This is a genomic window from Cobetia sp. L2A1 (assembly GCF_009796845.1).
Lineage (GTDB): Bacteria > Pseudomonadota > Gammaproteobacteria > Pseudomonadales > Halomonadaceae > Cobetia.
Window position 1 is genome coordinate 1,562,965 of the sequence record NZ_CP047025.1, and the last position, 26,639, is coordinate 1,589,603.

The window sequence follows — 26,639 nt, forward strand, 5'->3', positions numbered from 1 at the left end:
TCGCGGCCAAGGGTTGTTTCGATGGAAGAAATCCTCTACTTCCTGCAGCAGGTCATCAATGGTCTGACCATTGGTAGTACCTATGCGTTGATCGCCATCGGCTATACGATGGTGTACGGCATTATCGGCATGATCAATTTCGCGCATGGCGAGATCTACATGATCGGGACCTATGTGACGTTCATCGTCATTTCAGCGCTCGGCATGTTCGGCATTGCCAATCCCTTCTTTCTGATGGCAGCCGCCTTGCTTGTGGCAGTGCTGGTCTCATGCGCCTACGGTTTCGCTGTGGAGCGGGTAGCCTATCGTCCGGTACGTGGCTCCAAGCGTTTGATTGCACTGATTTCAGCCATCGGCATGTCCATTTTTCTGCAAAACTACATGCGTCTCGCGCAAGGGTCGCGGGATATGGCGATTTCCAGTCTGATCCCTGGTGGCTGGGAGTTCGGTATCGAGAGCTTCGCCGTTAATCTGTCCTATATGCAGGTCATCATCTTTGGCGTAACACTCGGCTGCATGTTGCTGCTTTCGACCTTTATCTCGCGCTCACGCCTTGGACGCGCATGTCGTGCCTGCTCGCAGGATGCCGGTATGGCGCGTCTATTGGGTATCAATACCGACATGATCATCTCGATGACCTTCGTGATCGGTGCCGCACTGGCCGCCGTCGCGGGACTGTTGCTTGGGATGTATTACGGCGTGGTCAATCCCTACATCGGTTTTCTTGCAGGACTTAAAGCCTTCACCGCAGCCGTACTAGGCGGTATCGGAAGCATCCCAGGTGCCATGCTGGGAGGCCTGTTGTTGGGTGTCGCTGAAGCGCTGACCGGCGGTTATCTATCGACCGAATACAAGGATGTCGTGGCCTTTGGTCTGTTGATTCTCATTCTGCTATTTCGTCCTTCCGGGATCCTCGGCAAGCCCGAAGTGGAGAAGATCTGATGCCTCCCTTGAACAAGCAAGTTCTCAAGATGGCAGGGACTTCACCTGCCGAAGCGATCTCTCCTCAACCGTCCTATCGGCGCCCCTGGTGGTCGGCGATAGCCGCCGCCGTACTGACGTTGGTACTGGGTGGCTCGGTGCTCGGGGTGCAGCTTGAATCCAGTGGTATCACCACTACTGTACGACTGATGGGCATGGAGACATGGGGCTGGTTGCTGGCGGCAGCATTCGCCGTCTTTGTGCATCAGCTGGTTCGCCCGCAGATCGAGGAGTGGCGAGCCAGAACGCGTCAACCTTCTCGTTTTACGATGCCCAAGGTACTCAGTGGTCAAAAGCGCCAGCTATGGATCATGCTGACGATCGGGGCATTGCTGATCTTCCCCTTCATGTCCAATCGCTCAGCTGTCGATCTGGCGACGCTGACACTGATCTACATCATGCTGGGGCTGGGCCTCAATGTGGTGGTGGGGCTGGCCGGTCTGTTGGATCTTGGCTATGTCGGCTTCTACGCTATCGGCGCCTATACCTATGCGCTGCTCAACAGCTACCTGGGCTTCAGTTTCTGGGAAGCGTTACCGCTCGCGGGCCTGATGACGGCACTGTTTGGTTATCTGCTCGGTTTTCCGGTGCTTAGATTGAGAGGCGACTATCTGGCCATTGTCACATTGGGCTTTGGGGAGATTATTCGTATCTTGCTCAATAATTGGACCGAATTGACCGGCGGCCCCAATGGTATTGCCCGTATTCCGAAGCCAACCTTCTTCAACCTGGAATTTACGCGTAAGGCGCAAGACGGCAATGTGCCGTTTCACGAGTATTTTGGAATAGCTTATGACCCGTCCTACAAGGTCATCTATCTCTATTTGCTAGCGCTGATTCTGGTGCTGATCACCTTGTTCGTGATTTACCGTCTACTGCGCATGCCGATTGGTCGTGCCTGGGAAGCACTGCGCGAGGATGATATCGCCTGCCGTTCGCTGGGCATGAATCCTACCGGCATCAAGCTATCAGCATTCACCATTGGTGCCAGTTTCGCAGGCTTTGCCGGTGCCTTCTTTGCCGCGCGGCAAGGATTTATCAGCCCGGAATCTTTCACCTTTATCGAATCTGCGATCATCCTCGCCATCGTGGTATTAGGGGGGATGGGCTCTCAGCTGGGTGTGATTCTGGCGGCCATTGCCATGACGCTACTGCCGGAGCTGGCGCGCGAGTTCAATGAATATCGCATGCTGCTGTTCGGGTTGATGATGGTGTTGATGATGGTATGGCGCCCGCAGGGTCTGGTGCCTCTCAAACGACCGCACATGGAGCTCGACCGTGGCTGAAGCTCTCCGTAATGCTGACAATGTAGATACGCCGTCTGCCACGCATGCGCGCCTGGCAGGAGAGCCACCTCTGCTGAAGGTACGTGATCTCACCATGCAGTTCGGTGGCCTCAAGGCAGTCGATGGTGTTGCACTGAAAGTGCACTCAGGCGAGGTGGTCTCGGTGATAGGGCCGAATGGCGCCGGGAAGACTACCGTCTTCAACTGTATCTCCGGTTTCTATCAGCCCACCGGGGGTGAGGTGTATTTCGAGGATAAGCCCATGCATCGTCTGCCGGGCTTCAAGATTGCCCGGGCGGGCATGGTGCGTACCTTTCAGAACGTGCGGTTGTTCAAGGAAATGACCGTCGTAGAGAATTTGCTGGTCGCTCAGCACATGCATGCTGAGCGTAATCTACTGCGAGGCCTGTTCAAGACGCCAGGCTATCGTCGCAGTGAAAAAGCGCTGATGCAGCAGGCGGGCGACTGGCTAGAGCGTGTCGGGCTACTTGAATTCGCTAACCGCGAAGCCGGGAATCTAGCCTACGGCCAGCAGCGTCGACTCGAGATTGCACGCTGCATGGTGGCAAGGCCGAAGCTTCTGATGCTGGATGAGCCTGCCGCAGGTTTGAATCCCAACGAGACACGCGACCTGAATGACTTGATCGTGAGTCTGACGCGTGATGAAGGGGTTTCTGTACTGCTGATCGAACACGATATGAGTCTGGTCATGGGGATCTCGGACCACATTTATGTGGTCAATCAGGGCCAACCGCTGGCAGAGGGCACGCCTGATGAGATTCGTAGCAATGACGCCGTGATCAAAGCCTATCTTGGGGAGGAGTAGCGATGACCGAGCTTGTGAAAGGCGTTGGGGCATCAATGGCCTATACCGGCGAGACCCTGGCGCCGCAAGATGCCATGTTGGCACTCGAGAATCTGACGACTCATTACGGACCGGTACAGGCACTCAATGATGTCTCTCTGGCGGTAGGCAAGGGCGAAATCGTGACATTGATCGGTGCCAATGGTGCTGGTAAGACCACACTTTTGATGTCGATCTGTGGCGATCCGCGACCGACCAGTGGGCATGTATGGTTTGAGGGTGAAGAGATTACCGGTACACCTACTGCACGCGTGATGCGTGGAGGGCTTTCGGTCGTGCCGGAAGGACGGCGTATTTTCACTGGCATGACAGTGGAAGAGAATCTGGCGATGGGCGGTTACTACCAGACACGTGAAGAGAACGAACGCAGCATCGAGCATGTGCTTGATCTCTTCCCACGCTTGCGAGAGCGCTTCAATCAGCGTGGAGGCACCATGTCTGGCGGCGAGCAGCAGATGCTGGCTATCGGGCGCGCATTGATGAGTCGCCCGCGGCTATTATTGCTGGACGAGCCCTCACTAGGCCTGGCTCCGATCGTGATCGGCCAGATTTTCGATATTGTCGAACAGCTGCGTGAGCAGGGCACGACTATCTTCCTGGTCGAGCAGAATGCTCATCGTGCACTGTCGATTGCTGATCGCGGCTATGTGCTGGAGCATGGTCATGTCGTGCTAGCCGACAGCGGTAAGGCGCTGCTGGCCAATGATGATGTGCGACGCGCCTATCTGGGCGGCTAGCTGTTCTCGAGGATTGGCGCAGCTCATCATCCAGACATGATGGCCACGACTGATTCCTTCAGTCGTGGCCATCGTCGTACGAACCGTCAGCGCTTTATCAGGCAGACAGTGGTCGCTTGATCTCTTCAGGCGAGTAGGCGACTCCATCCATGATGCAGTAGTGAATCGTCGGGCCGCTCTCCAGACACTGAGCGACGCAGGTCTCGCTTGCCGGAATTTGGCGGAGCGGATAGCGCACGCCGTCCTGGCAAAGCTCCAGCATCTTCTTCAAGGCGCTGCGTTCACAATACCCACACAGACACTCCAGGGCGTTATCCAGGCAGGTGTCCTCATCCATGCCTGCGCCATAGATACGCTGATCATCACAGACGACGAAACCATGTGACACCATGGCTCCGAGTACGGTGCCTTCCATTGATGCTGGCAAAGTCATTGCCTGGCGCAGCACCTCACGCTCTGTTGCAGATGCCACGTCGGATGGTGTTGCAGACATGGGTTCAGGTGCAGTTTCAGGTACTGTTTCAGGCACTACGCTGAGAATGTTATCGGACATGGTGGACCTCATTGGAATGGGGTGATCCGGCTTCTCTGAGCCAGTGATGGCCACTATCAGCAATGTCCTTCCTTGGCCACGACTGTCTATAGGGTAGACGTCGTTTTCCCACGCGCCATTCCCTTCGGACAACCTGCTGCAGGCAGTTCCGATGCTGCGTCACCTTTATGACAGCGGCATGACAGTTGGATTGCCAAGAGGTCTGCTCAGTCGAACGAGCAGGCCGTTGTGTGGCGATAGCGCGCTACCAGAGACAGCAGGATAGCGGCACTCTCGGCATCGAATGCACCCGTGATGGCACCGGGACGAAAGTGTGCCTGGAACGCAGCAATCGCCAACCAGGAACGCTCTGGTTCCACTGGATATCCATAGACAGTCAATGCTGTCAGCAAGGTGTCATTCTCTGGTAGGCCGTCATGAGCCAGCTGTCGTTGGAAACAGGTTACGTCTTCTGGCAATGGCCAGGCGCCGATACCTGCCTCGTGCAGACGTTTCCAGGGAAAGCGTGGGCCCGGGTCTGTCTTGCGATCAGGCGCGATGTCCGAGTGGCCAATGACATCGACTGGGGCGATGTCATGACGGGCCAGTATGGGGGTGATCAGCGCGACAAGTGCCGTGATCTGCTTGTCATCCCAGGCGGCAAACTCACGTGAGGGTGACCAGCGGCGGGCGACAGCGGCGCTGGCTGTCTCAAACTCTGACTCTGATGTGGATGCGGGGGCGAGTGGCAATGGTCCAGCATTGACGATCTCGATCCCGATGGAGGTGTCATTGAGGTTGTCGCGCCCCCCCCAATGGCTGACGCCAGCGTGCCAGGCGCGCCGTGATTCCGGCACCAGCTTATAAACACGCGGCAGGTCTGTCGGCGGTTGTGGACCAGACAGCAGATAATGTGCGCTGACATCAGGCCCCGTCAGGCTCTTCAGTGAACCGGTGAGATCATCATCGGTGTAGTGCAGTACCAGATGACGCACACGTGAATTGCTTTCTCCCACAAGGAGAGGAGTGTCAGTCAACTGATAGGCAGTGATGGCAGGCCCAGTGATGACAGGCCCAGTCGAGACAGAGGTAGAGGTACATCCCGCCAGGGATAGTGGGATGGCCCATAGCAGCGCGGCCGTCGCACGGAATGCTTTCAAGGACAGCAGCGGTGGCAAGTGAAGCAAGTGCATCAAAGCCTCGAATATCAGCGGATGAATGTGAGTGACGTAAGAGCTGGGCAGAGTTGCTGAGCCGATGGCAGGAGTTGTCGGTTGCAGGATTCACTCTGCCGCGAGGTGCTTGCATGAGGTATAATACCTGCCACCTGAACTGGCACCCGCCCCGTGGCTACGCGATTTCTGTGCCTGACAACAGTAATCGCGACAAGGCCCTGCGTGCCAGAGTATTTGCCTTCAATATTGCTTGCCTCCAAGGAGCCGATCCTGATGACCGTGATCCGCCAGGATGATCTGATCCAGAGCGTTGCCGACGCACTGCAGTACATTTCCTATTACCATCCGAAAGATTTCATTGACGCCATGAATGCGGCGTACGAGCGCGAAGAGAATCCGGCGGCGAAAGATGCCATCGCCCAGATTCTGATCAACTCGCGGATGTGTGCCCTGGGTCATCGCCCGATTTGCCAGGATACCGGCATCGTCACGGTCTTCGTGAATATCGGCATGGACGTGCGCTTCGAGGCTGACATGAGTCTTGACGACATGGTCAATGAAGGGGTTCGTCGCGCTTACCTGCTGCCGGATAATGTGCTGCGCGCTTCAGTGCTGGCCGACCCGGATGGCAAGCGTGCCAATACCAAGGACAACACGCCAGCGATCATCCATCACAAGCTGGTGCCGGGTGACACACTCGAGATTCATGTTGCAGCCAAGGGCGGCGGCAGCGAAGCCAAGTCCAAGTTCGCGATGCTCAATCCGTCCGATTCTGTCGTTGACTGGGTGCTCGAGCAGATTCCGAAGATGGGGGCAGGCTGGTGCCCGCCTGGCATGCTGGGTATCGGTATCGGCGGAACTGCCGAGAAGGCGATGCTACTGGCCAAGGAATCGCTGCTTGAGCCGATCGACATTCAAGAGCTGCAAGCGCGTGGGGCGTCCAACCGCGCCGAAGAGATCCGTCTGGAGCTGTTCGACAAGGTCAATGCCACGGGTGTCGGTGCTCAGGGGCTTGGCGGGTTGACCACCGTGCTCGACATCAAGGTCATGGATTACCCGACTCACGCGGCTAACAAGCCGGTGGCGATCATCCCGAACTGTGCAGCGACGCGTCACGTACACTTCACACTGGACGGCAGCGGTGCGGCAGAACTGCCGGCACCGAAGCTTGAAGACTGGCCGGAAATTACCCGTGAAGCGGGTGACAGTGTCAAGCGTGTCAATCTCGACACCATTACGCCTGAAGAGGTGCAGAGCTGGCAGCCGGGCGATACGCTACTGCTCAATGGCAAGCTGCTGACCGGCCGCGATGCCGCGCACAAGCGTATGACCGAGATGCTGGCACGTGGCGAGACGCTGCCGGTTGATTTGAAAGGTCGCTTCATCTACTACGTTGGCCCGGTGGATCCGATTCGTGATGAAGTTGTGGGGCCCGCGGGTCCGACCACTGCGACGCGTATGGACAAGTTCACTCGTACGCTGCTGGAAGAGACAGGCCTGTTGGGCATGGTCGGCAAGGCTGAGCGTGGGCCAACAGCGATCGACGCGATTCGTGACAACAAATCCAGTTACCTGATGGCCGTTGGTGGTGCTGCGTATCTCGTCGCTCAGGCGATCAAGAAATCTCGCGTGCTGGCATTTGAAGACTTGGGGATGGAAGCGATTTACGAGTTTGAGGTCGAAGACATGCCGGTGACCGTCGCCGTCGATAGCGCGGGTATCTCCGTGCATCAGACAGGTCCGGCCAAGTGGAAAGAAATCATCGCTAGCCGCGCGTGATAGTGAGTTTCGGCTGATACCTGTTGAATGGTAATGCTGAGCTGCACGATGATTGATTCAAGAACCCCGCCCTTTGTGGCGGGGTTCTTGCGTCTGACGATCGGGCCATTCGTCTTCAGTCGTACTGTCAGCAGAGAGGGCCACATCGTTGCGTGGCGTCCTGTGGCATACTTCGCATCATCTTGATGCTTGCAATGGAGTTGCAATGACCGCTTGGTTACTTGGCTTTTTACTGCTGACCAGTCACGTGCTCGGAGCCATGACGGCTGTCGTTGCGCTGATGTCCAGTCGCACCTCGCAGGGAGCGATCGCCTGGATCCTCTGTCTGTTGACCTTCCCCTATGTGGCACTGCCACTATATTGGGTGTTTGGTCGCCCACGCTTTTACGGCTATGTGAGTGCGCGTGAAGAGCGCGATTCCACCATGCGACGTGTCCTGATGCGTTTCCGGCCCAAGCTTTCACCGTGGCTATCGCGACCGTTGGGCGGTAATCCCACGCATCTGGATGCCATTGAACGGTTGGCGATGATGCCGGTCACCACTGGCAACCGTGCCCAGTTGTTGATAAACGGCGAGCAGACCTTTGAGTCTCTCTTCCAGGGTATCGATGAAGCGGAAGAGTATATTCTCATCCAGTTTTTCATCGTGCGTCACGATGAACTGGGGGTACAGCTCAAGCATAAGTTGATGCACAAGGCCGAGCGTGGCGTGCGGGTGTGTTTTCTCTATGACGAAATCGGCTCGCGCAAACTCTCGGATGGCTATCTAAAGGACCTTGAAGAGGCTGGCTGTGAAGTCAGCGCTTTCAATTCTTCACGTGGCTGGCGACACCGTTTTCAGATCAACTTCCGCAATCATCGCAAGATCACGGTGGTGGATGGCCGCATCGGGTTTGTCGGTGGACTGAATGTCGGCAATGAATACCTTGGCCATTCCGAGCGTTATGGTGCGTGGCGTGATACGCACCTCAAGCTCGAGGGCCCCAGCGTGATGGGGTTGCAGGAAGCCTTCTGGGAAGACTGGCACTGGGCAACAGGCGAAGTCTTGTCGCTGGAGTGGCAGCCACGCATCAGTTGCGATGAATGTCAGCATGTCGTCATCGTGCCGTCAGGCCCGGCAGATCGCCGCGAGACGGCGAGTCTGCTGGTTCAGCAGGCCATCCATTCCTCCGTTAGCCGTATCTGGATCACTAGCCCCTACTTCGTGCCTGATCAGGGTGTGCAGGATGCGCTCAAGATCGCCGCTCTGCGTGGAGTGGATGTGCGCGTGATGATCCCCGAGCGCCCCGACCATCTGCTGGTCTTCCTGTCAGCATTTTCCTTCCTCTCGGACATGATTCGCTCTGGTGTGCGCGTGTTCCGTTATCAGCCGGGCTTTCTGCATCAGAAGGTAATGCTGATGGACAGCCATACGGCGACTATTGGCACGGTCAATCTGGACAACCGTTCGTTCCGACTCAATTTCGAGGTGACCGCTTTTGTGCCGGACCATCGGTTTGCCTCCGAAGTGGAGGCCATGCTGGAAGAAGATTTCAGGCATTGTCGTGAAATCAGCTGTGAAGAGCTGGAAGCACGTCCCATGTGGCGCAAGCTTGTCTCACGTGCCGCGTATCTTCTTGCTCCCATTCAGTGATGGGTCTACTCCTGGCGTGATAATGACTCATGCCGGGATGAATAAAATTCCCACTGCAAGGGCTTGTCATTCATCGCTTTTGCGGGCATCTTTAGTGCTATAAGCGATTGCCCTGTTATTCTTTTATTGAATAAGGAAGTGCCATGTTAGCGTCGTTATTTGATGCTCTTCACGGCCAGAGGCTCCGACAGATTCCGCACTGAGATACGCCATGACTGCCCAAGACACGCTTGTCGATACGTCTGCCGCCGCAACAACGTTGGTTGCTTACCAGTTTCGTGATGATGCTGATGTCATCGACTTTGCGCGCCAGCATGTGGGGGATCAGCACCCGGCTTTTGCTCAAGCGACATTACTGCAGGTGGAAGAGATTGGTGATGGCAATATCAATTATGTCTATCGCGTCTGTACGCCAGATCACTCTGCCTCGGTGATCGTCAAGCAGGGGCTGCCATGGGTGCGGATCATCGGTGAGAGTTGGCCGCTTTCGTTGGTGCGTGTTCGCATAGAAGCTGAAACCCTGGCGTTCGAAGCCGAGTGTGCAGCGGATCTTGTGCCGGCGCTTTATCATTTCGATGATGCGCGGTCCGCTATCGTGATGGAGGATATCGGCGATCACCGCAATTTGCGTCACGCCTTCATTGATCGTGAGCCCTTGCCGATGCTGGGCCAGCACATGGGCCGTTTTCTGGCCGCGACACTCTATCGCAGCAGTGATCTGGCACTGGATGCACACGACAAGAAAGTGCGTATTGCGCGCTTCATCAATCCTGACCAATGCAAGATCACCGAAGATCTTTTCTTCTTCGATCCGTTCTGTGATCACGAGCGCAACAGCATCAATCCTGCACTGCGCCCTGATGCTGAAGCGCTGTGGAGCGACCAGCAACTGAAAGTGGAAGTGGCTGAGCTCAAGTTACGCTTCCTATCGGCTCCCGAGGCCTTGTTGCATGGCGACCTTCACGCGGGCTCCATCTTTGTGCGTGATGACAGTACCAAGATCATTGATCCTGAATTCGCCTTCTTTGGTCCTGCAGGATTTGATATTGGAAGTTGGATGGCAGGTCTATGGTTGGCGGCCTGCGCGCATACCGAGCTTGAGGCGGGTGCCAACAACGCATATATCGAGCAGCTTTGTGCGCATGCCACCACAAGCTGGGAAACCTTTTCTGCGCTGTATCACGCGCAGGCGCTCACCACTGACGATGCAAGCTTTGCCGCGGCGGGTGTTGCTGAACGTTGTCTGCAGCGCATGCTGAGTGACGCCATTGGCTACGCTGGCTGTGAACTGGTCAGGCGAACGCTGGGGCTGGCCCATGTGCTGGAGCTTGAGTCGATTGAAGATGGGGAAGTGCGCGCCAGGGCAGAGCGTCGTGCGCTGGCATTGGGTCGTGAGCTGATTCTTGATCGACACACACTGACCAACATGGCAGCGATTGATGTCGTGATCCGTCGTCACCTGGCGAGTTAGCAGGGCGGAAACCACTGTGCTCGGGCTTTTGATCGCCTACTCGGGTAGACTTCCCGCACGGTATTCCATGAGCCTGTTCCTGATAGGCCCATGTGTCTTGCGAATACGCTCACTGCATGCTCACCAAGAGATTTTCATGGCCCTGTCTTCCACGCCTTACAAGGTGGATCTGTCGCTGACCGACCTTGACCGCGGCGTCTATGAGACCCTGCGTTTCACCGTTGCACGCCATCCGTCTGAAACCGAGCTGCGCCTATGCGTTCGCCTGCTGGGCCATGCACTGTGGTACAGCGAGAATATCGCCTTCGGCCGTGGGCTTTCTGATGTTGATGAGCCTGCACTGTGGGAAAAGAGCCTCGACGGTCGTGTACTGCATTGGATTGAAGTCGGGCAGCCGGATGCTGATCGTCTGACCTGGTGCTCGCGACGTACCGAGCGCACTTCATTACTGGCCTATGGTAGCCTGCGTGTCTGGGAAGGCAAAATACTGCCTGCCGTGGCGGGGCTCTCCAATCTCAATATTGCCGCTGTCCCTGAGGGGGCGCTGGATGTCATCACTGCCTCATTGCCGCGCAATATCAAGTGGACGGTGATGATCACTGAAGGCACCATCTTCATTACGGACGATAACGGCCAGCACGAGATCAACCTTGAATGGCTCAAAGGCGAACGCTAAACGCGTGTCACGTGCTTCGTCTATCAAAATGCCCTCGCAAGCCAAGCTTGTGGGGGCATTTTGCCTTTATGGTACGGGGATACTTCGTAGAGATGTCACACGACATTCATGTCGCGGTCCACGATCAGTTGGTCCCGGCCATTGGCTTTGGCGTGATAAAGCGCTTCATCACTGCGCTTGACCCAGCTGGTCAGAGTGCTCTGCTTGCACAGCTCACTGGCTCCCGTGCAGAAGCGAACCGACCCATGCGGCAGCGGCGAAGCATCGCAGCGATCGCGTAGCTGTCGGTCGAACTGGCGAGCTACGGCCAAACCACCAGGTAACAGGATCATGAACTCTTCTCCTCCGTAGCGCCCAGCCTTGCCTTCAAACTTCTGACTCAGTGCTAGAATCCAGGATGAGAAGTGCGTCAGTACCTGGTCTCCATAAGGATGACCATGGACATCATTGATCAATTTGAAATGGTCGAGATCACAGATCAGAAGACAGGCTCTCTCGTACTGATTGATCCAGATCTCGGCATGTTCGTGGATGGTGCGGTGATTATAGAGTCCTGTAAGGCTATCGAGGCGACTCAGGTGCTCAAGCTTGTGAGCGTAGATGCGTGCCAGATCACGTTCTTCGCGAATACGCTTGGCATAGCCGGCGATCACCACACTGAGCAAACCAAATGCCAGGGTATAGCTGATACCCATGTCCAGACTGCGAATGGCGGGGCTTTCGTAGGCGACCACCAGGCCGGGGCGTGCATGTTCCAGTGTCAGCAATAGCCACGGCATGAACATCAGCCCGCTGATGATGATCCCTCGCCGTATGGGGCTGGGAGGCAATACTCCCAGTACATAGGCCGAAGCCATCAGAAAGAACAGGAGGGTCGGGCCATCCATACCGTTGTTGAATAGCCAGCTGGCCGGCAGCATGACGAAGGTAACCAGTGTACAGAATAGCCATGACATGCGGCGAAACTCGCCGTGAAAGCGGGAGCGATACCACATCACCATGATCATCAGGCTGATCACCAGCAAGGCCAGGCTGTAGGCTGGTACGGTGAGTTCCATCAGGTAGTTGAAGACAGCTGAGAACAAGCCGATCAGCACGGTAGAGACCAAAAAACCATGGTGCAAGATCTGACGTGCCGAGCCATTCTCGCCTACCAGCCAGCGCCATGAAGACCCAATCATTTTCAGAGGACTGGCCATGTCACCTCACTGTCAGAGGGCTGCCACCCAGAATGAAGGGCTCAAGTATTGAGTAAAAGAACGCTGAAGGAGAGGGCATTGCAGTCACTCCATGGCTGATCAGCATTATGTTGGAGGAATACACATGGCATTTAAGGTCATTTATAGGCAAAGCTTACCCGAAATGATGAAGTGGCTAGTCTACCTTTAGCTAACGCAGCGTCTTGGCGACGTCAGGTGATGCTGCACGCTCAACGTCTTGCTCCATCACTTCCAAGGTGTATAGCGATAGCTCTCCGGGTCCTTGGCATCAGGCACATCCGCTTCACACAGCAGCACGATAGTATGGCCATCATCATCCTGCTCCGTGCCTGTTACCTTGACTGGAAAGTTCGGTGACATGGCATCCAGCGCTGGCCAGTCGCCCTTGGCGATGCTACTGCCGGTAGCGGGAGCATCATGAGCGCCCACCTTGACTGGGTCACCGTGCACTCGTGCACCACTACTTATTGTTGTAGTGAGCTTGAAATAGAGTTCTGTCATTTCATGTCTCCTGTGACGGGGTAAAGAGTGATCACCACTAGAACATGCGTCGTTGTCGGACGGATTGCAATGACGGTGTGCCAATGGCTTGGATTTTTACGAGCCAGATGCCGTGGCTGAAAAAATCTTTAATTCCCGCTTTTCTTTTTGAGATCAATGCGGTACATTACGTCTCGTCTTGAGAGGTAAGCCTTTCGGGACTGTCGTCGGGACGTGGCGCAGCTTGGTAGCGCGCTGCAATGGGGTTGCAGAGGTCGCAGGTTCGAATCCTGTCGTCCCGACCAGAATCAAGTAAAAAGACCATCCAGTTTCTGGGTGGTCTTTTTTTATGTGTCTACTTTCCGCCGCGTACCCCACCTGTCCTGAAAACCCATTAATTGCTACGATAATCTTCCATACTCTGTCCAAATTCGTGCCTCAAGGTTAGTGCTCAGCAACGCTATCACTTAGAGGTTCGCATGTTTTTAACTGATGATATTATCTATATCCAGATGCAGAAGACAGGATGTAGTCATATTGCCATGTTGTTGTCCAGAATGTTCAAGGGACAACAAATAGGGAAACATAATCCTGCGACAGAAGCATTGCTCACTGGCAATTATCATTTTATTTCATCGATACGCAATCCATGGGATTGGTACCTGTCCCTTTGGTCCTATGGAGTGCAGGGTAAAGGAGGGCTGCATGATAGGCTTGTTAATAAGAAATATCGAAGAATCTTGAGACACTTTCATCAGCATCCACTGGTAAAAATTGAGTCTCTTATAAAAGAGATGAGAAAGGATACCGATGCTTGGCGTGAGGTCTATGCGGATGCCAGCGATGTTGAATTGTTCAGGCGCTGGCTGAAGATGATCCACGCCGCTGAGAATGCATCGTGGCTAGGCGAAAATTACGTAGAATCAGGCCTCTCGGAGCTCTGTGGTTTCATGTCTCACCGATACCTTTCGCTGTGTTGTTCTGCCCGACTGCATCCATCGAAATTGATTGCGGTAAAAGATATTCATATGTTGGCGGATTATGAGCGACACCACTGTCATGTTGATGATTTTATACGCCAAGAGTCCCTTGAGGATGACCTGTGCAAGGTGCTTGAACGTCTTTCATTATTAAGGCATGAAGATAAATCTCTCATCTATTCAATGAAGAAAACCAATGCATCACACCGGTATCGAAGTATCGGAGAGTATTATGACAAGGAATGTGCCGAACTAGTGGGGTTACGAGAAAAGATCGTGATCGACAAGTTTGATTATCAATCGCCAATGTAAGGCGTTTGCTATTCCCCTCGATGGTAAGATGCTGTGAGCTGACGACTTTCTAGACACAGTTGAACCTCCGAGATTCGATCATTATGGCAGCATGTCTCGTCTGCTGACATCTGTGCAATGCGCCCGATAATATGCCACCAAGGTGCGGGCCTTGGTCGATATCAGATGTCCGGGAGGATTGACTGCGTAAGTCCCGCCTGTCGCCAGCTGCCAGAGTGGCAAGAGATGGATCCGCTGGACTGATGCAAGCGCAGAGGCTGCACTCAGCGTATCCAGCACAGTGATACCGCCGCCGTCGCAAACCAGACGCTTCAGCAGTGTGATGGTGTCAGTGCTCAAACGGCTCCGCATCCTGACAGTGCGCTGGATGCCTTCTTGAGAGATGAATGTCCACTGGCGCGGCGAAGGAAGCAGGCCTAATGCCAGCCAATCATGCGTTGAGAGGGCTTCTGACGTCATTTTCGTCATCTCTCCATTTTCAGCCTGCATTCAGGCTTGAGAGGTAAAAGAAGGCATACTAAGCCCTGCAGTGATGACGTGATATAGCGCCGAAAACTACCGAAGTCCAAGGAGGGATGACATGAAGCTGCTCTTGCTTGAAGACGATGATTTGCTGGCGGATAGCCTGGCTGAAATGCTGGAAGATAATGGCTATCGACTGGATATCGCGTCCTCCATCCGAGAAGCGGAAGCCTTTGTCACCACGCAGGAATACGCGCTCGCGATTCTTGATCTCGGTCTGCCGGACGGCAGTGGACTGGACCTGCTGGCACGCTGGCGTCAGCAGCACCGTGATATCCCGGTGCTTATCCTGACTGCGCGCGATACCTGGGAAGATAAGGTGGTTGGACTACGCGGCGGAGCAGATGACTATCTCACCAAACCCTTTCATGAAGCTGAATTATTGGCACGACTCCATGCGCTACTCAGGCGCCACACGGGAGGGAGTACTCAGTACTTGCAAGTCAGTGGCATTCAGCTGGATGAGCAAATGCAGAGTGTGAGTCGTGATGGAGAGCAGTGGGAGCCGCTGACAGCCACTGAGTTTCGGTTGTTACGCTATTTGATGCATCACCCGGATAGGGTGCACTCCAAGGATCAACTGTTGGATCAGCTGTATGCCCTTGATCAGGATGCCGCTGCTTCCAATCTGGTGGAAGTCTATATCGCCAAATTACGTCGACGATTGGGTCGCGAGTTGATCGTGACGCGACGCGGACAAGGGTATCTCTTTGCTTCACATTGACCGCCGCAGCCTTCGTTTTCGCCTGCTCACTCGACTGGGTGGCGTGGCGCTGGCTGTCGTTCTACTGGCCTGGTATCTACATGGCTACTTTTTGCACCAGCTGGCACAGGACTTCCTGGGTGAGCGCCTCAAGGATGAAGCGATACATGTCGAGGCGTTGCTCAAGCAGGGCGATCGACCCGCAGTCGAGCTCCTGACAGCGTCGCGTGAGGAATATCAGGTTTTCCACCACTTCTATGTATTGGGCATTGCAGGTCAGACCAGCACCTCACATCCCGCCATGCTCAAGACACTGATGCCACTATTGGCTGGCAGAGATGCGCTGTTCACGCTTTCGGATCAACGGCACCCACTACTGGTATATCGCCATGCCTTCCAGGTGCGAGGTCAGCCGGCGCAACTGTTGATCGCCGAGAACTTCTCTCCCGTGCAGCAAGGTCTTGAGCGTGTGCACTGGTGGATAGGAGGCACGGCCATCCTGTTATGGGGCGTATTGGTTTCTCTCAACTTGCTGGCTGTCAGGCGTGGTCTTCGCCCTCTAGTGACGCTAGGGCATCAGTTGAAAGAATTGCAGACGGGTCGCCGCAAGCGAATTGCGCTGGAGGCACCTTCGGAGCTTGATTCGCTGGTCACGCAGCTCAATCATTTATTGGATGAATTCGATCGACGTCTGACGCGCTCGCGTGAGTCGGTCGCCAATCTCTCGCATGCGCTCAAGACACCCTTGGCAGCACTGGCTCAGGTATTACGAGGTAGACGGCCGATTGACGCTGTGCGGCGTACTAAAATGCTAGCGCGTGTCGAGTCGTTACATGCGCAGCTGGCTGCAGAATTACAACGTGCACGCATTGCAGGTCCGCGGGCTGGCCAGGCGACACGTCCCGTTGAAGAAGCTGAACGGTTGATAGAGATGTTCTGCGGACTGTATCCAGAACGAAGGTTCAGTCTTGAGGTGGCCAGTAGTGAAGTGAGCCAGTCGAGTAGTGGAGCGTCTAGTTGGGTCAGTATCGAAACTCAGGACTTCACTGAAATGCTGGGCATTGTGCTCGATAATGCTGGCAAGTGGTCACGTCAGCAGGTGCGTTGTCGGCTGGCGATCAACGCGACCACGCTAAGGCTGACGGTGGACGATGATGGACCCGGTGTGCCACATGAGGAGCATGATCGATTGGGGGAGCGTGGTCGTCGATTGGATGAGCGTTATCCTGGCTATGGGCTTGGGTTATCCATTCTCGCCCAGCTCGTGACGCACTATGCAGGCCAACTGCACTATTCCAGCGCCCCTGAAGGAGGATTGCGGGTCGAGATGACTCTCCCCGTAAACCAGCCAACACCTATTCAGGCTTGATTCAGGTTTGCGTGGTGTCATCGCATCATGACTTATTACTGGAGATGGCCATGAAGGGCACGACATCCACGTTTTCCACTTCCCGCCGGCAGCTGCTCAAAACGAGTTCAGCGCTGGGCCTGGGGGCGATGGCGCTGGGCATGACACCTGCCTGGGCATCGCCTTTGGGACGTGCGGCAGCGGCTTCCCGAACGGTGGAGTCCGGCCCGGAGATTGCGTTGGCCATCCGCCGGGAAGATCGTCTGGTTGCGGGTCAGCGTACCCGGCCAATCACCATCAATGGCAGTAGCCCTGGCCCGATGGTGCGCCTCAAGGAAGGTCAAGAGGCAGTGATCCGGGTGACCAACCTGATGGATGAACCTACCTCGATCCACTGGCACGGCATCATTCTGCCGCCTGAAATGGATGGTGTACCAGGCATCAGCTTTGCGGGTATCGCCCCCGGTGACACCTTTACCTATCGTTTCCCTGTCACGCAAAGCGGTACCTATTGGTATCACAGCCACTCGGGCCTTCAAGAGCAGGAAGGTCACGCGGGGCCGTTGATCATTGATGCCGCGACTCCCGACGCCTTTCAGTATGACCGTGAGCACGTATTATTACTGACCGATTGGACATTCGAGGATCCCAAGAACGTCTTCCGTAATCTCAAGACCATGGAAGGCTACTACAACTTCCAGGAGCGCACCGTGGCGGACTTCTTCGCCGATGTGCGCCGCAATGGTCTACAAGATACCGTCGAGGCGCGCAGTATGTGGGCTGAGATGCGCATGAGCTCACGTGACATCTCCGATGTGACCGGCAGCACCTATACCTATCTACTCAATGGCAATGCGCCTGACGAGAACTGGACAGGCCTGTTCCGCCGCGGTGAGACCGTGCGTCTTCGTGTCATCAATGGCTCTGCCATGAGCTACTTCGATCTGCGTATCCCTGGACTCAAGATGACAGTAGTTGCCGCTGACGGTCAGCCCGTTCAGCCGGTGCCGGTCGATGAGTTTCGCATCGGTGTTGCTGAGGCGTATGACGTGCTGGTGACGCCGGAAGATGACAAGGCATACACCATCTTTGCCGAAGCGATGGACCGTAGTGGCTATGCCCGCGCCACTCTGGCACCGCGCATGGGCATGCAAGCGAACATTCCTGCACGGCGTGACATTGCCGATCGTGGCATGGAGGCCATGGGTGCGCATGGCAGCATGAATCACTCCAAGATGGCAGGTATGGACCACTCCAAGATGGCCGACATGGATCATTCCGAGATGGCAGGCATGGATCACTCCAAGATGGCCGGTATGCAAGGCGAAGCACTGGCCGCAGGCATGCTGGCGGCAGGTGCCGTGCAGCCGGGGGCACGTTATGACCAAGCGGGTATCGGATTGGACCAGCAGCAACGCCGCGTACTGGTTTATCAGGACCTCAAGGCATTGGCACCTTGGCCTGATCGGCGCCCCCCGCAACGGGAGATAGAGCTACATCTTACTGGCAACATGGAGCGCTACATGTGGTCATTTGATGGCAAGAAATTCAGTGAGGTGAATGGCCCGATTCACTTCAACAAGGATGAGCGTCTGCGCCTGATCCTGATCAACGACACCATGATGGAGCATCCGATTCATCTGCATGGCATGTGGATGGAGCTGGAAAATGGTCACGGTGAGATGATTCCCCGCAAGCACACCCTGAACGTCAAGCCAGGAGAGCGCGTTTCTGCGCTGATCACCGCGGATGCCGAGGGCAGCTGGGCGTTTCACTGCCACCTGCTTTATCACATGGATGCGGGCATGTTCCGCGTGGTCAAGGTTTCCTGAGGAGTCGACATGTCCATTATCTGTATCTCAAGGCATGCCGTTATTGCATCGGCTGCTTCCGCAGCACTGAGCGTCATGCCGCTACTGGCTTACGCTGAAGATGGTTATGACGCGCCTGCTGACTGGCCCTCGCCGATGGCCGAACATCTACAATGGTCTGCTGCGTTTGATCGACTGGAATACGCCAGTCCCGATAAGGGTAATAATGCTCTGGTATGGGATTTTCAGGCTTGGTATGGCAGTGACGTCAATCGACTGTATGTGAAGTCGGAAGGCGAGAATATTCAGGGTGATGGTGAAGACGCCGAATTTGAGTCACTGGAGTTGTTGTACAGTCGTCTGGTGGCTGACTTCTGGGAATTTCAGGCCGGTATGGGCTACCAGGGTGGCGTGTTCAGTGACGATCATGAGGAGAGAGTCTACGGCGTCCTCGGATTCCAAGGCACGGCACCTTACCGGATAGAAACGGATGCAGCGCTTCAGTTCAATGAAGGTGGAATCGTCACGGCAAGCATTGAGCTTGAGCATGATGTCCGTCTGACTCAGCGTTGGTACCTGCAACCTCGCAGTGAAATAGTGGTCGCCGCCAATGAATCAGAAGCATTGGGTATCGGAAGAGGCGTCAATTCCCTACGCATCGGACTGCGCGCACGCTATGAGATCACGCGGCGATTTGCTCCTTATGTCGGCATGTATTGGGAGCGTCAATATGGCGCGACCGCTGATATGCAGCGCGCTGAGGGCGAAGAAGTAGAAAATACCGGTGTCGTCGTCGGAGTGAAATTGATGTTTTGATATTGCGTTGTGGTTTACATGCTGAGTAAAAAATAGAGTGGCAGCAATATATTCAGCGTCATTTCAGACTCAGTGGTTATAGTCTCTTTGCCTCCATAAAGAGGCTATCATGATGAAATCAAGATAATGATGCCGGCAGTCGGTATTGTATTTTCATCAATGGCAGTACAGGCCAATAATACTCAGAATAACCTGCCGTTACTGACGGAGGGTGTTTTCGATACTCAGGCACTGGTGGCGGGGCAGGTAAAGCGCTATCAGCTTGATATTGAACACCCCATCAGTCTGAAAATCGTAAGCCGACCCTTTGCAGGGTCTTCCAGTCAGCACAACATGATATCTGCGACATTGCGTGGACCTGATGGCAGTGCCGTTGCAGCAGCCATGGATGCCAATGGTCATTTTGTTCTGCAGCGCTCAGTCGTCGATGGCCGCTATCAGCTGGAGGTGACCGGGGCATCCAGCAATGGGGCTGCTGACGAAAGTAACAATCAATATTCATTGGGAGTGTCATTCAATTAATTGATAAAAGAGAGGTTTGCGTAAATATAATATTACATGACTATGAATGATGACTTACGTGCTATTCCTGAGTTCCTTGACAGATGCTCGTATTGACGGCTGGACATTGCTGGCCTTTTTTTAAATTTCCTCGTATTTATCTTGCCAATGAGTATGGAAAAGCCATATGAAAAAAGTGCTGATCACAGTAAGTATGACATTATCTCTTTTTGCTGCTATCGGGATTGGAGGAGTGTACTCCGGTGTGATAAATGTCGGTGCGGATAGTCCTCATGAAGGCTGGGTGTATGCGTTATTGGATACGGCGCGTACTCGCTCGGTAGAACGACATTCTTCGAATATTGAAGTACCAGATCTGCAGGGGGAGGCATTGATAATGGCAGGAGCAGGCAATTACGCTGCCATGTGTACCAGTTGTCATCTCGCACCTGACATGCTGGAAACAGAGCTGAGTCAGGGCCTATATCCCCAGCCGCCCAATTTTTGGCAAGCCGGTGTGAATGATAATCCCGCTGAAAACTTCTGGATCATCAAACATGGGATAAAAGCCAGTGGCATGCCTGCTTGGGGGAAAAGCATGCAGGATGTCTATATCTGGCAGATGGTGGCATTCATGGATGAACTACCGAGCATGAGCCCGCAGCGTTATCAGACACTGGTGGCGTCAAGTGCTGGCCATCAGCATGGTGGGGGAGAAACGCCAAGTGCCCATCACGCTAACAATGCGGGCGATTCACATCATGAGATGATGACTGAGACTGTTCAGCAACAAGCACAGGATGCCGATGAGGCTTCGGTGAGTCATTCTGCAGATGGGGGTAAAACAGTCAATAACGTCCATCATGGCGAGGCGGCAGTCGCTGCTTCTGCACAAGAGAATACAGCAGTAGACAGTGAAGCCCATCACAGTGAAGTGCCAACTCAGGATTCGCACTCTCAAGAACCCCATGAGCATTCAAGTGAGCATTGATATTCGCTTGTACAACATCTCGTGTCGAAATAGCGCTGCGGCCAGATGTCAGACTCTGGTGCTCAAGCCCGCTTTCCGTCGTGCCAGCTCTGTCATGACACGTTGATATGACTGAGCTGATACGACTGAAGGGCTTGTAAGGAATTGATCGAGATCAAGCTTTCAGGAATCTGGACGATTGGCTACGGAAGGGTGAGTTTTCTACAGAAGATAGCATTAGATTTCTCGTATATACTTGCTCGCCTTCACAGGAGGTGAGAATGCAAATAGTAGAGATTTATACTGAAACACGCTTCAATCCCGAGCGTTCCATCCTCAAGGAGCGGCTCGGGGAGGACTATGTGGTGCAAACCTGTGCTGCGGATGCGCCAAATTTCTGTTTTGAGGTGAGTCAAGGCCGAAATTTCATCTTGGGATTTGAAGTGGCAGGTGCTCGTAGTGCGGAGTTTCTTTCGATCATTACCGAAGACTACGTCTATCAACATCCGGGGATATTGCCCGAGGTGCTATCAGAGTATTTGAAGAGCCGTGCTCGGCACCCCCTACGTCGTCAGCGCAAAACGTCGCTCACGGCATCTGCTTGCTGAGACCTGGCAGTTGATCATGGGTAGCAGATACCACCAGTAGCGTATCGCTCACACACACCGTGAGTGTCAGGGTGAGATAGAACAGCAGAGAGGCAGGTAAACGCTCAGACACCGAGCGATGATATGTAGCAAGCTTACCATTGCGTTCTCATTGCCGCCTCTGCACATGTCATTCTTGGATTGACTCCTTGGCTTGAATCTTTCAGCTTCTGATAGCTGTTCGTATAGCGTGCGTGGTCTTGGCGCACGCCAAGCGAGCGATAAAGCACTCTGGCCGAAGCTTGTGAAAGTTGACCTGGAGGACTTGCTGCAAGGGCTGGCTTGCTGCGCGCACCGTACTATAGCGACTGCATGATCATGATCTCACTAATCCACAACTGGCACTGAAGAGGCCACCCGTGGACTGTGGTTGAGCGTGGAGAGTGCAGTCGTGTATTACGTGTTGGCCGTTGTCAGTCACGACTTGATGACTGATGAATCCTGTTGAAAGGTGCTTGTCGTCTGGTCTGAGCATCCCCCCCAGACATACGCTAGTCACAACAAAAGAAGGCCTCCCGCGGGAGGCCTTCTTTTGTTCTTTGTCTGACAGGTACTGACGTTCAGTGCATGAGCCGATGTCTGGTTCATGTGCACATATGGCATGTACCTGGCAGATCGTGCTGCCTCAGCAAGCCAGGCCCAGGGAGGCGGGCGTGACCTAAGCGACAGCGCTTAGTCCCAATCAGGTGCGAAGTCCGGATTGGCGATGCGCTCACCACGGTCCAGCTCAGCAATCTTCGCCATGTCTTCTCCGGTCAGTGTCATCGAGAAAGCATCGAAATTGCTCTGGATGTTCTTCGCCTTGGTGGAGGACGGGAAGGTCACGATGTCCTGCATCTTGAGCCAGGCCAAGGCAATCTGGGCTGGGCTTGCCCCATGGCGTTCGGCGATGGCCTTGAGGGTCTCGTCATCCATTACCTTGCCGACGGCCAATGGCATGAAGGCGGTGACCTCGATCCCCAGTTCATGACATTTGTCGATGACTTTACGGTTCTGCATGAAGGGATGCACTTCGATCTGGTTGGTCAGCAGCTCGTCACGACCCACGATACCCACGGCGCGCTCAAGTTGGTCGCAGGTAAAGTTTGAGACGCCGATATGACGCGCCTTGCCTGCGGCCTTCAGCTTGGCTAGAACAGGCAAGTAATCCTCCATCGGCACTTCGTCGTTGGGTGACGGCCAGTGGATCAGCAGCAGGTCCACATAGTCAGTCTTGAGGCGTTCAAGGCTCTCCTCGACACTCTTTTCCATATCCCCCGGCACTAGGCGGTCGTGCCAGATTTTGGTGGTGATGAAGAGCTCTTCGCGCGGGACGCTGCTGTCGGAGATGATCTGTCCGACCTCGGCTTCATTGCCGTAGAACTGGGCGGTATCGATATGGCGATAGCCTACTTCCAGTGCCGCATTGAGACTCTGACGCAGAGTGTCACCTTCAAGACGGAAGGTGCCAAAGCCGGGGTTCGGTAGTGTAGTCGACATGTGTGAACTCCTGTTGAATGTGCCCGAAGAGATGACTGATGGGCACGTATCCATGTGGTGTAGATCAAGAGCTGGGGCTATGAGATCGCCACAACAATGGCATACATGCGCATCAGTCCTGTGCCAGTATCGCAACAATGCCGATGACACCGCCTGTCACTCTCTTGCCGGCGCTTGAGGCAAGTGTGTGCCGAATCACCTCAAGGTACGCGAGTGGCATCTCTCAGTCTCATGCTCCATCAAGGTTTATTCGTTGGCAGTGATCACGAATCTGAGCGCACTTGGCTCTCCACGTTTCAGCTCGTCAAGACGGCTTGTCAGGGCAGTGAAACCATCCACCTGAGGCGCGGGCTGATACATCTTCCTACTCACGATAGCATCTAGCAGGGATTCACCTGCTGCGACCAGTTCTTCCCAGTCATCGTCGTTACCAGTCCGAGAAACACGAACTCGGTGGTACCGATGACAAAGGCGCTCAGCGTGAGCGCCAGTAAGGCAAGGGGCATTGAGTGACGCTCGCATGCGTGTAGTTTGTCGTGCGTTATCTTTGTGATAATCGTAATGAAAAGTGAAATACTTTTGCTGTTTTTGTCGCTAGTTGAGTGGGCACTGCCTGATGTAGCCGCTACGAAGAGGGCGTGAAGCGCTTGGCTAGCCACCAGCCCAGCACCATCGTGATCAGAAAGCCGGCCAGGGGCAGACTCATGGCGCTACTCGAGGCGATGGCGGGCCCAGGGCAATAACCACTCAGACCCCAGCCAGTGCCGAAGAATGCTGCACCGGTCAGCAGACGAGCATCGATATCGCGGCGAGTGGGGAGTTGGAAGCGCTCTCCAAGCATCGGGCCTTCTCGACGCCAGACGAGACGGTAGCCGATAAAGGTGGTAATGACAGCGGCTCCGAGTACGAAAATCAACGTCGGGTCCCAGTGACCGGTGACATCCAGAAAGCCAATCACCCGTGCGGGATCTGTCATGCCACTGAGGGTCAACCCCAGGCTGAATATCAGCCCGGTCACTAACCCGATGACGATCTTCATTGTCCACCTCCGGTCAGCGTCCGAGTGACAAGGACGGTCAGCATGGCGACTGTCACGAAGACGGCAGTTGCCACGATCGAGCGCGGTGATAGACGTGCCATGCCACAGACTCCATGGCCACTGGTACATCCGCCCCCAATGCCTGTGCCGACCCCAACCAGCACCCCGGCGATCATCATTGGCAGCACGCCATTGATGGGGTTACCAATCATGGCGTGGGACTGTGCTGCCACATTGCCCCAGTCGAGATTCAAGATCGTCAATAGCAGCGGTCCTGACACCAGGCCGATAACGAAGGCGATACGCCAACCACGATCCGTCCCTGCATCGAACAAGGCACCACGCGTGATACCACTGATACCAGCGATACGCCCCAGAAAGCCCATCAGCATCACAGCTGACACTCCGATCAGCCCCCCGCCCATCAATCCCTTCAGACTGCTAATCGTGTCCAATGGTGTACTCCTTGTGTCACGAGATGTCTTCGCATTTTATCAGTAGGGAGTGTGGCGCCTTTCTGTCGTTGGCGCTTCATTCGCGGACATCAATTCTTGCGGCCCTTTATCTCACGCCTCATGACCCCATATGAGAAAAGAGGTGGTTCGGTGACGGGCTATCAAACGTGACGGAAGGGAGCGCTCATGCGCGACAAGAACGAGCAGGGCGACAAGCGCGAGAAAATCATACTGATCACTGGCGCCTCCAGCGGTATTGGTGAAGCCACCGCACGGACTTTGGTCAACGCCGGGCACAAGGTGGTAGTAACGGCGCGGCGCAAGGAGCGCCTTGATGCGCTGGTGGAGGAGCTAGGCAGTGACAAGGTGCTGGCTATCGCTGCGGATGCCACCGACTACGATCAGCAGGCCAAGGTGGTCGAGCAGGCCATCGCACACTATGGTCGTCTGGATGTGGCGTTTGCCAATGCCGGCGCCGGCGTCAGTCAGGCGGGAACCGAGAACGGTGATCCGCAGGAGTGGAAGCGCGTTGTCGATATCAACATCAATGCCTTGTTGTGGACCGCTCACGCCACCTTGCCATATCTGCGTGAGACGCAGGGACATTTCATCCTGACCAGTTCGGTGGCAGGACGTACCAATCATGCTGGCTCCATCTACAGTTCCACCAAGTGGTTTGCCTATGGATTTGGCCAGAATCTGGCGAGGGAGATGGCCGAATGGAAGGGGCGTTGCACCACCATTACACCGGGCATGGTCAACACTGCCTTCTTTGACGAACCCAAGCCGGACAAGCTGGACCCGCAGGACGTGGCCGATGCCGTTCTCTATGCCATCAGCGCGTCGCCGCGAGCCAATATCCGCGAAGTGCATCTGATGCCGACGTACTGAGTTAGGTGGGGCCAGTATGACGGCCCGTCGCTGACTTATCTTCTCACACGACTGGCTATCGCAGTTGTTTCAACTCCTGCCATCTGGTCGTATAGCGCGCACTGCGGTGCGCGCAGCGAAGTTGCCAGGCAGCATCGGGGCGTGCGACGCCGAGACGCACGGTGCCACGGCCCATCTTCTGATTCATCGTGTCCAGTGTGGCCATCAGCTGTCGACTACGCTCGCGCCTGGCGATGTCTTCCTCGTTGTCCAGCAACGAGAGCTGCTCGCGAGGCTGATCGACGAGGTCCAGCAGCATCACTCCCGCCTTCATGAAGCGATAGCCGCGCAGAAAGATGCTTTCAAGCCCTTCGCGTGCGGCAGCAAGTATGTCGCGCGTGTCACTGGTTGGCGCAGTTAGCTCGACGATGGTGCTGGGCGAGTACTGGGGCAGGTCGGGCCGATGGCGATTGCTTTTGAGAAAGATCATCACCGCGCGTGTCAGGCTACCCTGTTGGCGCAGCTTCTCGGCGCCACGCTGGGCATGTTGGCGGATGGCATCCTGCAGTTCGCTCAATTCTCCGGTCATGCGACCGAAGGAACGTGAGGTCATGATGCGCTGACGGGCCTCATCGACATCATTCATCTCAAGGCATGGCGTGCCGCGAAGTTCGAGCACGGTACGTTCAAGCACCACAGAATAACGCTGACGAATGGCCTGCGGGTCAGCCTGGCGTAGATCCCAGGCGGTGCGCATGCCTTGCAGTGCCAGTCGCTCGACCAGCCGTCGCCCCACACCCCACACGTCACTCAGCGGCGTATCCTCCAGCAGGCGCTGGGTGCCGACGTCCTCTGGCTCCAGCACGCAGACTCCCTTGAATTCCGGACGCTTCTTGGCTGCGCGATTGGCCAGTTTGGCCAGCGTGCGGGTCGGCGCCACACCCACGCAGACGGGGATGCCGGTGAACTTGCGCACATTGCGGTGCAGGGTACGGCTCAGTGTCAGCATCGAGTTGCGATCAAAGCCGTCGAATCGCACGAACATCTCATCGATGGAATAGGGTTCGACGCCAGCGGAGAATTCTTCCAACACTTCGCGTACGCGCGTTGACATGTCGCCATACAGTTCATAATTGGAGGAGAGCAGATGAATCCGCCCCTCGCGCACCAGTTGCTGCAGCTGGAAGACAGGCGTGCCCATCTCGATACCCAGTGCCTTGAGCTCGTTGGAGCGCGCGATGACACAGCCATCATTGTTCGACATTACCCCTAGTGGGCGACCTTCCAGGCGCGGATCAAAGACCCGTTCGCAGCTGGCGTAGAAGTTGTTGCAGTCAACCAGGCCAATCAT

Annotated in this window: 26 protein-coding genes and 1 tRNA gene; 18 read left to right on the forward strand and 9 right to left on the reverse strand. The window is 55.2% G+C overall.

All coding sequences use genetic code 11. The features are described 5' to 3' along the window. Positions 1–21: 21 nt before the first annotated feature. From livH to GQR90_RS06795, 4 genes are all read left to right on the forward strand, one after another. The gene (livH, locus tag GQR90_RS06780) at positions 22–942 is read left to right on the forward strand and encodes a high-affinity branched-chain amino acid ABC transporter permease LivH (protein ID WP_158773432.1); all 921 of its coding nucleotides are present in this window, start codon (positions 22–24) and stop codon (positions 940–942) included. Then, positions 942–2,267 carry a high-affinity branched-chain amino acid ABC transporter permease LivM gene (locus GQR90_RS06785; RefSeq protein ID WP_233266465.1) on the forward strand — a complete coding sequence of 442 codons (1,326 nt, stop codon included), beginning with the start codon at positions 942–944 and terminating at the stop codon, positions 2,265–2,267. The genes livH and GQR90_RS06785 overlap by 1 nt, the downstream gene beginning before the upstream one ends. Before the next feature lie 70 nt (positions 2,268–2,337). After that, complete coding sequence (livG, locus tag GQR90_RS06790; RefSeq protein ID WP_158775359.1) at positions 2,338–3,093, forward strand: high-affinity branched-chain amino acid ABC transporter ATP-binding protein LivG; 756 nt, start codon at positions 2,338–2,340, stop codon at positions 3,091–3,093. Between the two features lie 74 nt (positions 3,094–3,167). Then, complete coding sequence (locus GQR90_RS06795) at positions 3,168–3,869, forward strand: ABC transporter ATP-binding protein (RefSeq protein ID WP_158775360.1); 702 nt, start codon at positions 3,168–3,170, stop codon at positions 3,867–3,869. Between the two features lie 97 nt (positions 3,870–3,966). Here GQR90_RS06795 and GQR90_RS06800 read toward each other — a convergent pair whose 3' ends face one another. Together GQR90_RS06800 and GQR90_RS06805 are read right to left on the reverse strand one after the other, a co-directional pair. Further along, positions 3,967–4,422 carry a hypothetical protein gene (locus tag GQR90_RS06800; RefSeq protein WP_158773433.1) on the reverse strand — a complete coding sequence of 152 codons (456 nt, stop codon included), beginning with the start codon at positions 4,420–4,422 and terminating at the stop codon, positions 3,967–3,969. A 206-nt stretch (positions 4,423–4,628) separates the two neighbouring features. After that, entirely contained in the window at positions 4,629–5,594 is a 966-nt protein-coding gene (locus tag GQR90_RS06805; RefSeq protein WP_158773434.1) for an N-acetylmuramoyl-L-alanine amidase, read from the reverse strand. 255 nt (positions 5,595–5,849) lie between these two features. Between GQR90_RS06805 and GQR90_RS06810 the strand changes: the two genes are divergently transcribed. The 4 genes from GQR90_RS06810 to GQR90_RS06825 all read left to right on the forward strand — a co-directional run bounded on the left by GQR90_RS06810 (position 5,850) and on the right by GQR90_RS06825 (position 11,135). Further along, positions 5,850–7,355 (forward strand): fumarate hydratase, encoded by a 1,506-nt coding sequence (locus tag GQR90_RS06810; RefSeq protein WP_158773435.1) that lies wholly within the window; start codon positions 5,850–5,852, stop codon positions 7,353–7,355. Positions 7,356–7,560: 205 nt separating this feature from the next. Next, complete coding sequence (gene cls, locus GQR90_RS06815) at positions 7,561–8,988, forward strand: cardiolipin synthase (RefSeq protein ID WP_158773436.1); 1,428 nt, start codon at positions 7,561–7,563, stop codon at positions 8,986–8,988. 211 nt (positions 8,989–9,199) lie between these two features. Next, positions 9,200–10,459, forward strand: coding sequence for an S-methyl-5-thioribose kinase (gene mtnK / locus GQR90_RS06820; RefSeq protein ID WP_233266466.1), 1,260 nt, complete (start codon positions 9,200–9,202; stop codon positions 10,457–10,459). Positions 10,460–10,595: 136 nt separating this feature from the next. Continuing rightward, positions 10,596–11,135 (forward strand): YaeQ family protein, encoded by a 540-nt coding sequence (locus tag GQR90_RS06825; protein ID WP_158773437.1) that lies wholly within the window; start codon positions 10,596–10,598, stop codon positions 11,133–11,135. Positions 11,136–11,230: 95 nt separating this feature from the next. Here the strand turns inward: GQR90_RS06825 and GQR90_RS06830 are convergent, their stop codons facing one another. After that, entirely contained in the window at positions 11,231–12,334 is a 1,104-nt protein-coding gene (locus GQR90_RS06830; RefSeq protein ID WP_158773438.1) for a GGDEF domain-containing protein, read from the reverse strand. A gap of 246 nt (positions 12,335–12,580) precedes the next feature. Next, positions 12,581–12,856 carry a hypothetical protein gene (locus GQR90_RS06835; protein WP_158773439.1) on the reverse strand — a complete coding sequence of 92 codons (276 nt, stop codon included), beginning with the start codon at positions 12,854–12,856 and terminating at the stop codon, positions 12,581–12,583. Between the two features lie 207 nt (positions 12,857–13,063). Between GQR90_RS06835 and GQR90_RS06840 the strand changes: the two genes are divergently transcribed. Together GQR90_RS06840 and GQR90_RS06845 are read left to right on the forward strand one after the other, a co-directional pair. Further along, positions 13,064–13,140 (forward strand) — tRNA-Pro (locus GQR90_RS06840). A 174-nt stretch (positions 13,141–13,314) separates the two neighbouring features. Then, on the forward strand, positions 13,315–14,127 hold the full coding sequence (locus GQR90_RS06845; RefSeq protein ID WP_158773440.1) for a hypothetical protein: 813 nt from the start codon (positions 13,315–13,317) through the stop codon (positions 14,125–14,127). A gap of 81 nt (positions 14,128–14,208) precedes the next feature. Here the strand turns inward: GQR90_RS06845 and GQR90_RS17805 are convergent, their stop codons facing one another. Then, complete coding sequence (locus tag GQR90_RS17805) at positions 14,209–14,616, reverse strand: LysR substrate-binding domain-containing protein (RefSeq protein ID WP_442778542.1); 408 nt, start codon at positions 14,614–14,616, stop codon at positions 14,209–14,211. A gap of 91 nt (positions 14,617–14,707) precedes the next feature. On the opposite strand from GQR90_RS17805, the gene GQR90_RS06855 reads away from it, so the two are divergent. The 7 genes from GQR90_RS06855 to GQR90_RS06885 all read left to right on the forward strand — a co-directional run bounded on the left by GQR90_RS06855 (position 14,708) and on the right by GQR90_RS06885 (position 21,406). Further along, positions 14,708–15,373, forward strand: a complete 666-nt coding sequence (locus GQR90_RS06855) for a response regulator (protein ID WP_158773442.1) — start codon at positions 14,708–14,710, stop codon at positions 15,371–15,373. Further along, complete coding sequence (locus tag GQR90_RS06860) at positions 15,360–16,721, forward strand: ATP-binding protein (protein ID WP_158773443.1); 1,362 nt, start codon at positions 15,360–15,362, stop codon at positions 16,719–16,721. Before GQR90_RS06855 ends, GQR90_RS06860 begins: the two co-directional genes overlap by 14 nt. 50 nt (positions 16,722–16,771) lie before the next feature. After that, positions 16,772–18,532, forward strand: coding sequence for a copper resistance system multicopper oxidase (locus GQR90_RS06865; protein ID WP_158773444.1), 1,761 nt, complete (start codon positions 16,772–16,774; stop codon positions 18,530–18,532). 9 nt (positions 18,533–18,541) lie between these two features. Next, complete coding sequence (locus GQR90_RS06870) at positions 18,542–19,327, forward strand: copper resistance protein B (RefSeq protein WP_233266467.1); 786 nt, start codon at positions 18,542–18,544, stop codon at positions 19,325–19,327. Between the two features lie 126 nt (positions 19,328–19,453). Further along, positions 19,454–19,849, forward strand: coding sequence for a hypothetical protein (locus GQR90_RS06875; protein ID WP_158773445.1), 396 nt, complete (start codon positions 19,454–19,456; stop codon positions 19,847–19,849). 166 nt (positions 19,850–20,015) lie between these two features. After that, on the forward strand, positions 20,016–20,819 hold the full coding sequence (locus GQR90_RS06880) for a c-type cytochrome (protein WP_158773446.1): 804 nt from the start codon (positions 20,016–20,018) through the stop codon (positions 20,817–20,819). 260 nt (positions 20,820–21,079) lie between these two features. Further along, complete coding sequence (locus GQR90_RS06885) at positions 21,080–21,406, forward strand: hypothetical protein (protein ID WP_158773447.1); 327 nt, start codon at positions 21,080–21,082, stop codon at positions 21,404–21,406. Positions 21,407–22,117: 711 nt separating this feature from the next. Here GQR90_RS06885 and dkgB read toward each other — a convergent pair. The 3 genes from dkgB to GQR90_RS06905 form a co-directional block, all read right to left on the reverse strand. After that, the gene (gene dkgB / locus GQR90_RS06890) at positions 22,118–22,924 is read right to left on the reverse strand and encodes a 2,5-didehydrogluconate reductase DkgB (RefSeq protein ID WP_158773448.1); all 807 of its coding nucleotides are present in this window, start codon (positions 22,922–22,924) and stop codon (positions 22,118–22,120) included. A gap of 625 nt (positions 22,925–23,549) precedes the next feature. Beyond that, entirely contained in the window at positions 23,550–23,963 is a 414-nt protein-coding gene (locus tag GQR90_RS06900; RefSeq protein WP_158773449.1) for a DUF6691 family protein, read from the reverse strand. Next, on the reverse strand, positions 23,960–24,418 hold the full coding sequence (locus GQR90_RS06905; protein WP_158773450.1) for a YeeE/YedE family protein: 459 nt from the start codon (positions 24,416–24,418) through the stop codon (positions 23,960–23,962). The genes GQR90_RS06900 and GQR90_RS06905 overlap by 4 nt, the downstream gene beginning before the upstream one ends. A gap of 186 nt (positions 24,419–24,604) precedes the next feature. Between GQR90_RS06905 and GQR90_RS06910 the strand changes: the two genes are divergently transcribed. Then, positions 24,605–25,309, forward strand: a complete 705-nt coding sequence (locus GQR90_RS06910; protein ID WP_158773451.1) for an SDR family oxidoreductase — start codon at positions 24,605–24,607, stop codon at positions 25,307–25,309. A gap of 55 nt (positions 25,310–25,364) precedes the next feature. On the opposite strand, the gene GQR90_RS06915 is transcribed toward GQR90_RS06910, so the two are convergent. Next, positions 25,365–26,639: a Y-family DNA polymerase gene (locus GQR90_RS06915; protein ID WP_158775363.1), complete on the reverse strand. Its 1,275-nt coding sequence runs from the start codon at positions 26,637–26,639 to the stop codon at positions 25,365–25,367.

What these genes read in the sequence shown, in the direction of transcription:
- livH (WP_158773432.1), top strand. Translation starts at nt 22, where the DNA reads ATGGAAGAAATCCTCTACTTCCTGCAGCAGGTCATCAATGGTCTGACC.
- GQR90_RS06910 (WP_158773451.1), top strand. Translation starts at nt 24,605, where the DNA reads ATGCGCGACAAGAACGAGCAGGGCGACAAGCGCGAGAAAATCATACTG.
- mtnK (WP_233266466.1), top strand. Translation starts at nt 9,200, where the DNA reads ATGACTGCCCAAGACACGCTTGTCGATACGTCTGCCGCCGCAACAACG.
- GQR90_RS06875 (WP_158773445.1), top strand. Translation starts at nt 19,454, where the DNA reads ATGATGCCGGCAGTCGGTATTGTATTTTCATCAATGGCAGTACAGGCC.
- GQR90_RS06830 (WP_158773438.1), bottom strand. Translation starts at nt 12,334, where the DNA reads ATGGCCAGTCCTCTGAAAATGATTGGGTCTTCATGGCGCTGGCTGGTA.
- GQR90_RS06800 (WP_158773433.1), bottom strand. Translation starts at nt 4,422, where the DNA reads ATGTCCGATAACATTCTCAGCGTAGTGCCTGAAACAGTACCTGAAACT.
- GQR90_RS17805 (WP_442778542.1), bottom strand. Translation starts at nt 14,616, where the DNA reads ATGCAGGCTGAAAATGGAGAGATGACGAAAATGACGTCAGAAGCCCTC.
- GQR90_RS06825 (WP_158773437.1), top strand. Translation starts at nt 10,596, where the DNA reads ATGGCCCTGTCTTCCACGCCTTACAAGGTGGATCTGTCGCTGACCGAC.
- GQR90_RS06870 (WP_233266467.1), top strand. Translation starts at nt 18,542, where the DNA reads ATGTCCATTATCTGTATCTCAAGGCATGCCGTTATTGCATCGGCTGCT.
- GQR90_RS06855 (WP_158773442.1), top strand. Translation starts at nt 14,708, where the DNA reads ATGAAGCTGCTCTTGCTTGAAGACGATGATTTGCTGGCGGATAGCCTG.
- GQR90_RS06885 (WP_158773447.1), top strand. Translation starts at nt 21,080, where the DNA reads ATGCAAATAGTAGAGATTTATACTGAAACACGCTTCAATCCCGAGCGT.
- GQR90_RS06785 (WP_233266465.1), top strand. Translation starts at nt 942, where the DNA reads ATGCCTCCCTTGAACAAGCAAGTTCTCAAGATGGCAGGGACTTCACCT.
- GQR90_RS06805 (WP_158773434.1), bottom strand. Translation starts at nt 5,594, where the DNA reads ATGCACTTGCTTCACTTGCCACCGCTGCTGTCCTTGAAAGCATTCCGT.
- dkgB (WP_158773448.1), bottom strand. Translation starts at nt 22,924, where the DNA reads ATGTCGACTACACTACCGAACCCCGGCTTTGGCACCTTCCGTCTTGAA.
- GQR90_RS06880 (WP_158773446.1), top strand. Translation starts at nt 20,016, where the DNA reads ATGAAAAAAGTGCTGATCACAGTAAGTATGACATTATCTCTTTTTGCT.
- cls (WP_158773436.1), top strand. Translation starts at nt 7,561, where the DNA reads ATGACCGCTTGGTTACTTGGCTTTTTACTGCTGACCAGTCACGTGCTC.
- GQR90_RS06915 (WP_158775363.1), bottom strand. Translation starts at nt 26,639, where the DNA reads ATGATTGGCCTGGTTGACTGCAACAACTTCTACGCCAGCTGCGAACGG.
- GQR90_RS06810 (WP_158773435.1), top strand. Translation starts at nt 5,850, where the DNA reads ATGACCGTGATCCGCCAGGATGATCTGATCCAGAGCGTTGCCGACGCA.
- GQR90_RS06900 (WP_158773449.1), bottom strand. Translation starts at nt 23,963, where the DNA reads ATGAAGATCGTCATCGGGTTAGTGACCGGGCTGATATTCAGCCTGGGG.
- GQR90_RS06845 (WP_158773440.1), top strand. Translation starts at nt 13,315, where the DNA reads ATGTTTTTAACTGATGATATTATCTATATCCAGATGCAGAAGACAGGA.
- GQR90_RS06835 (WP_158773439.1), bottom strand. Translation starts at nt 12,856, where the DNA reads ATGACAGAACTCTATTTCAAGCTCACTACAACAATAAGTAGTGGTGCA.
- GQR90_RS06795 (WP_158775360.1), top strand. Translation starts at nt 3,168, where the DNA reads ATGTTGGCACTCGAGAATCTGACGACTCATTACGGACCGGTACAGGCA.
- GQR90_RS06865 (WP_158773444.1), top strand. Translation starts at nt 16,772, where the DNA reads ATGAAGGGCACGACATCCACGTTTTCCACTTCCCGCCGGCAGCTGCTC.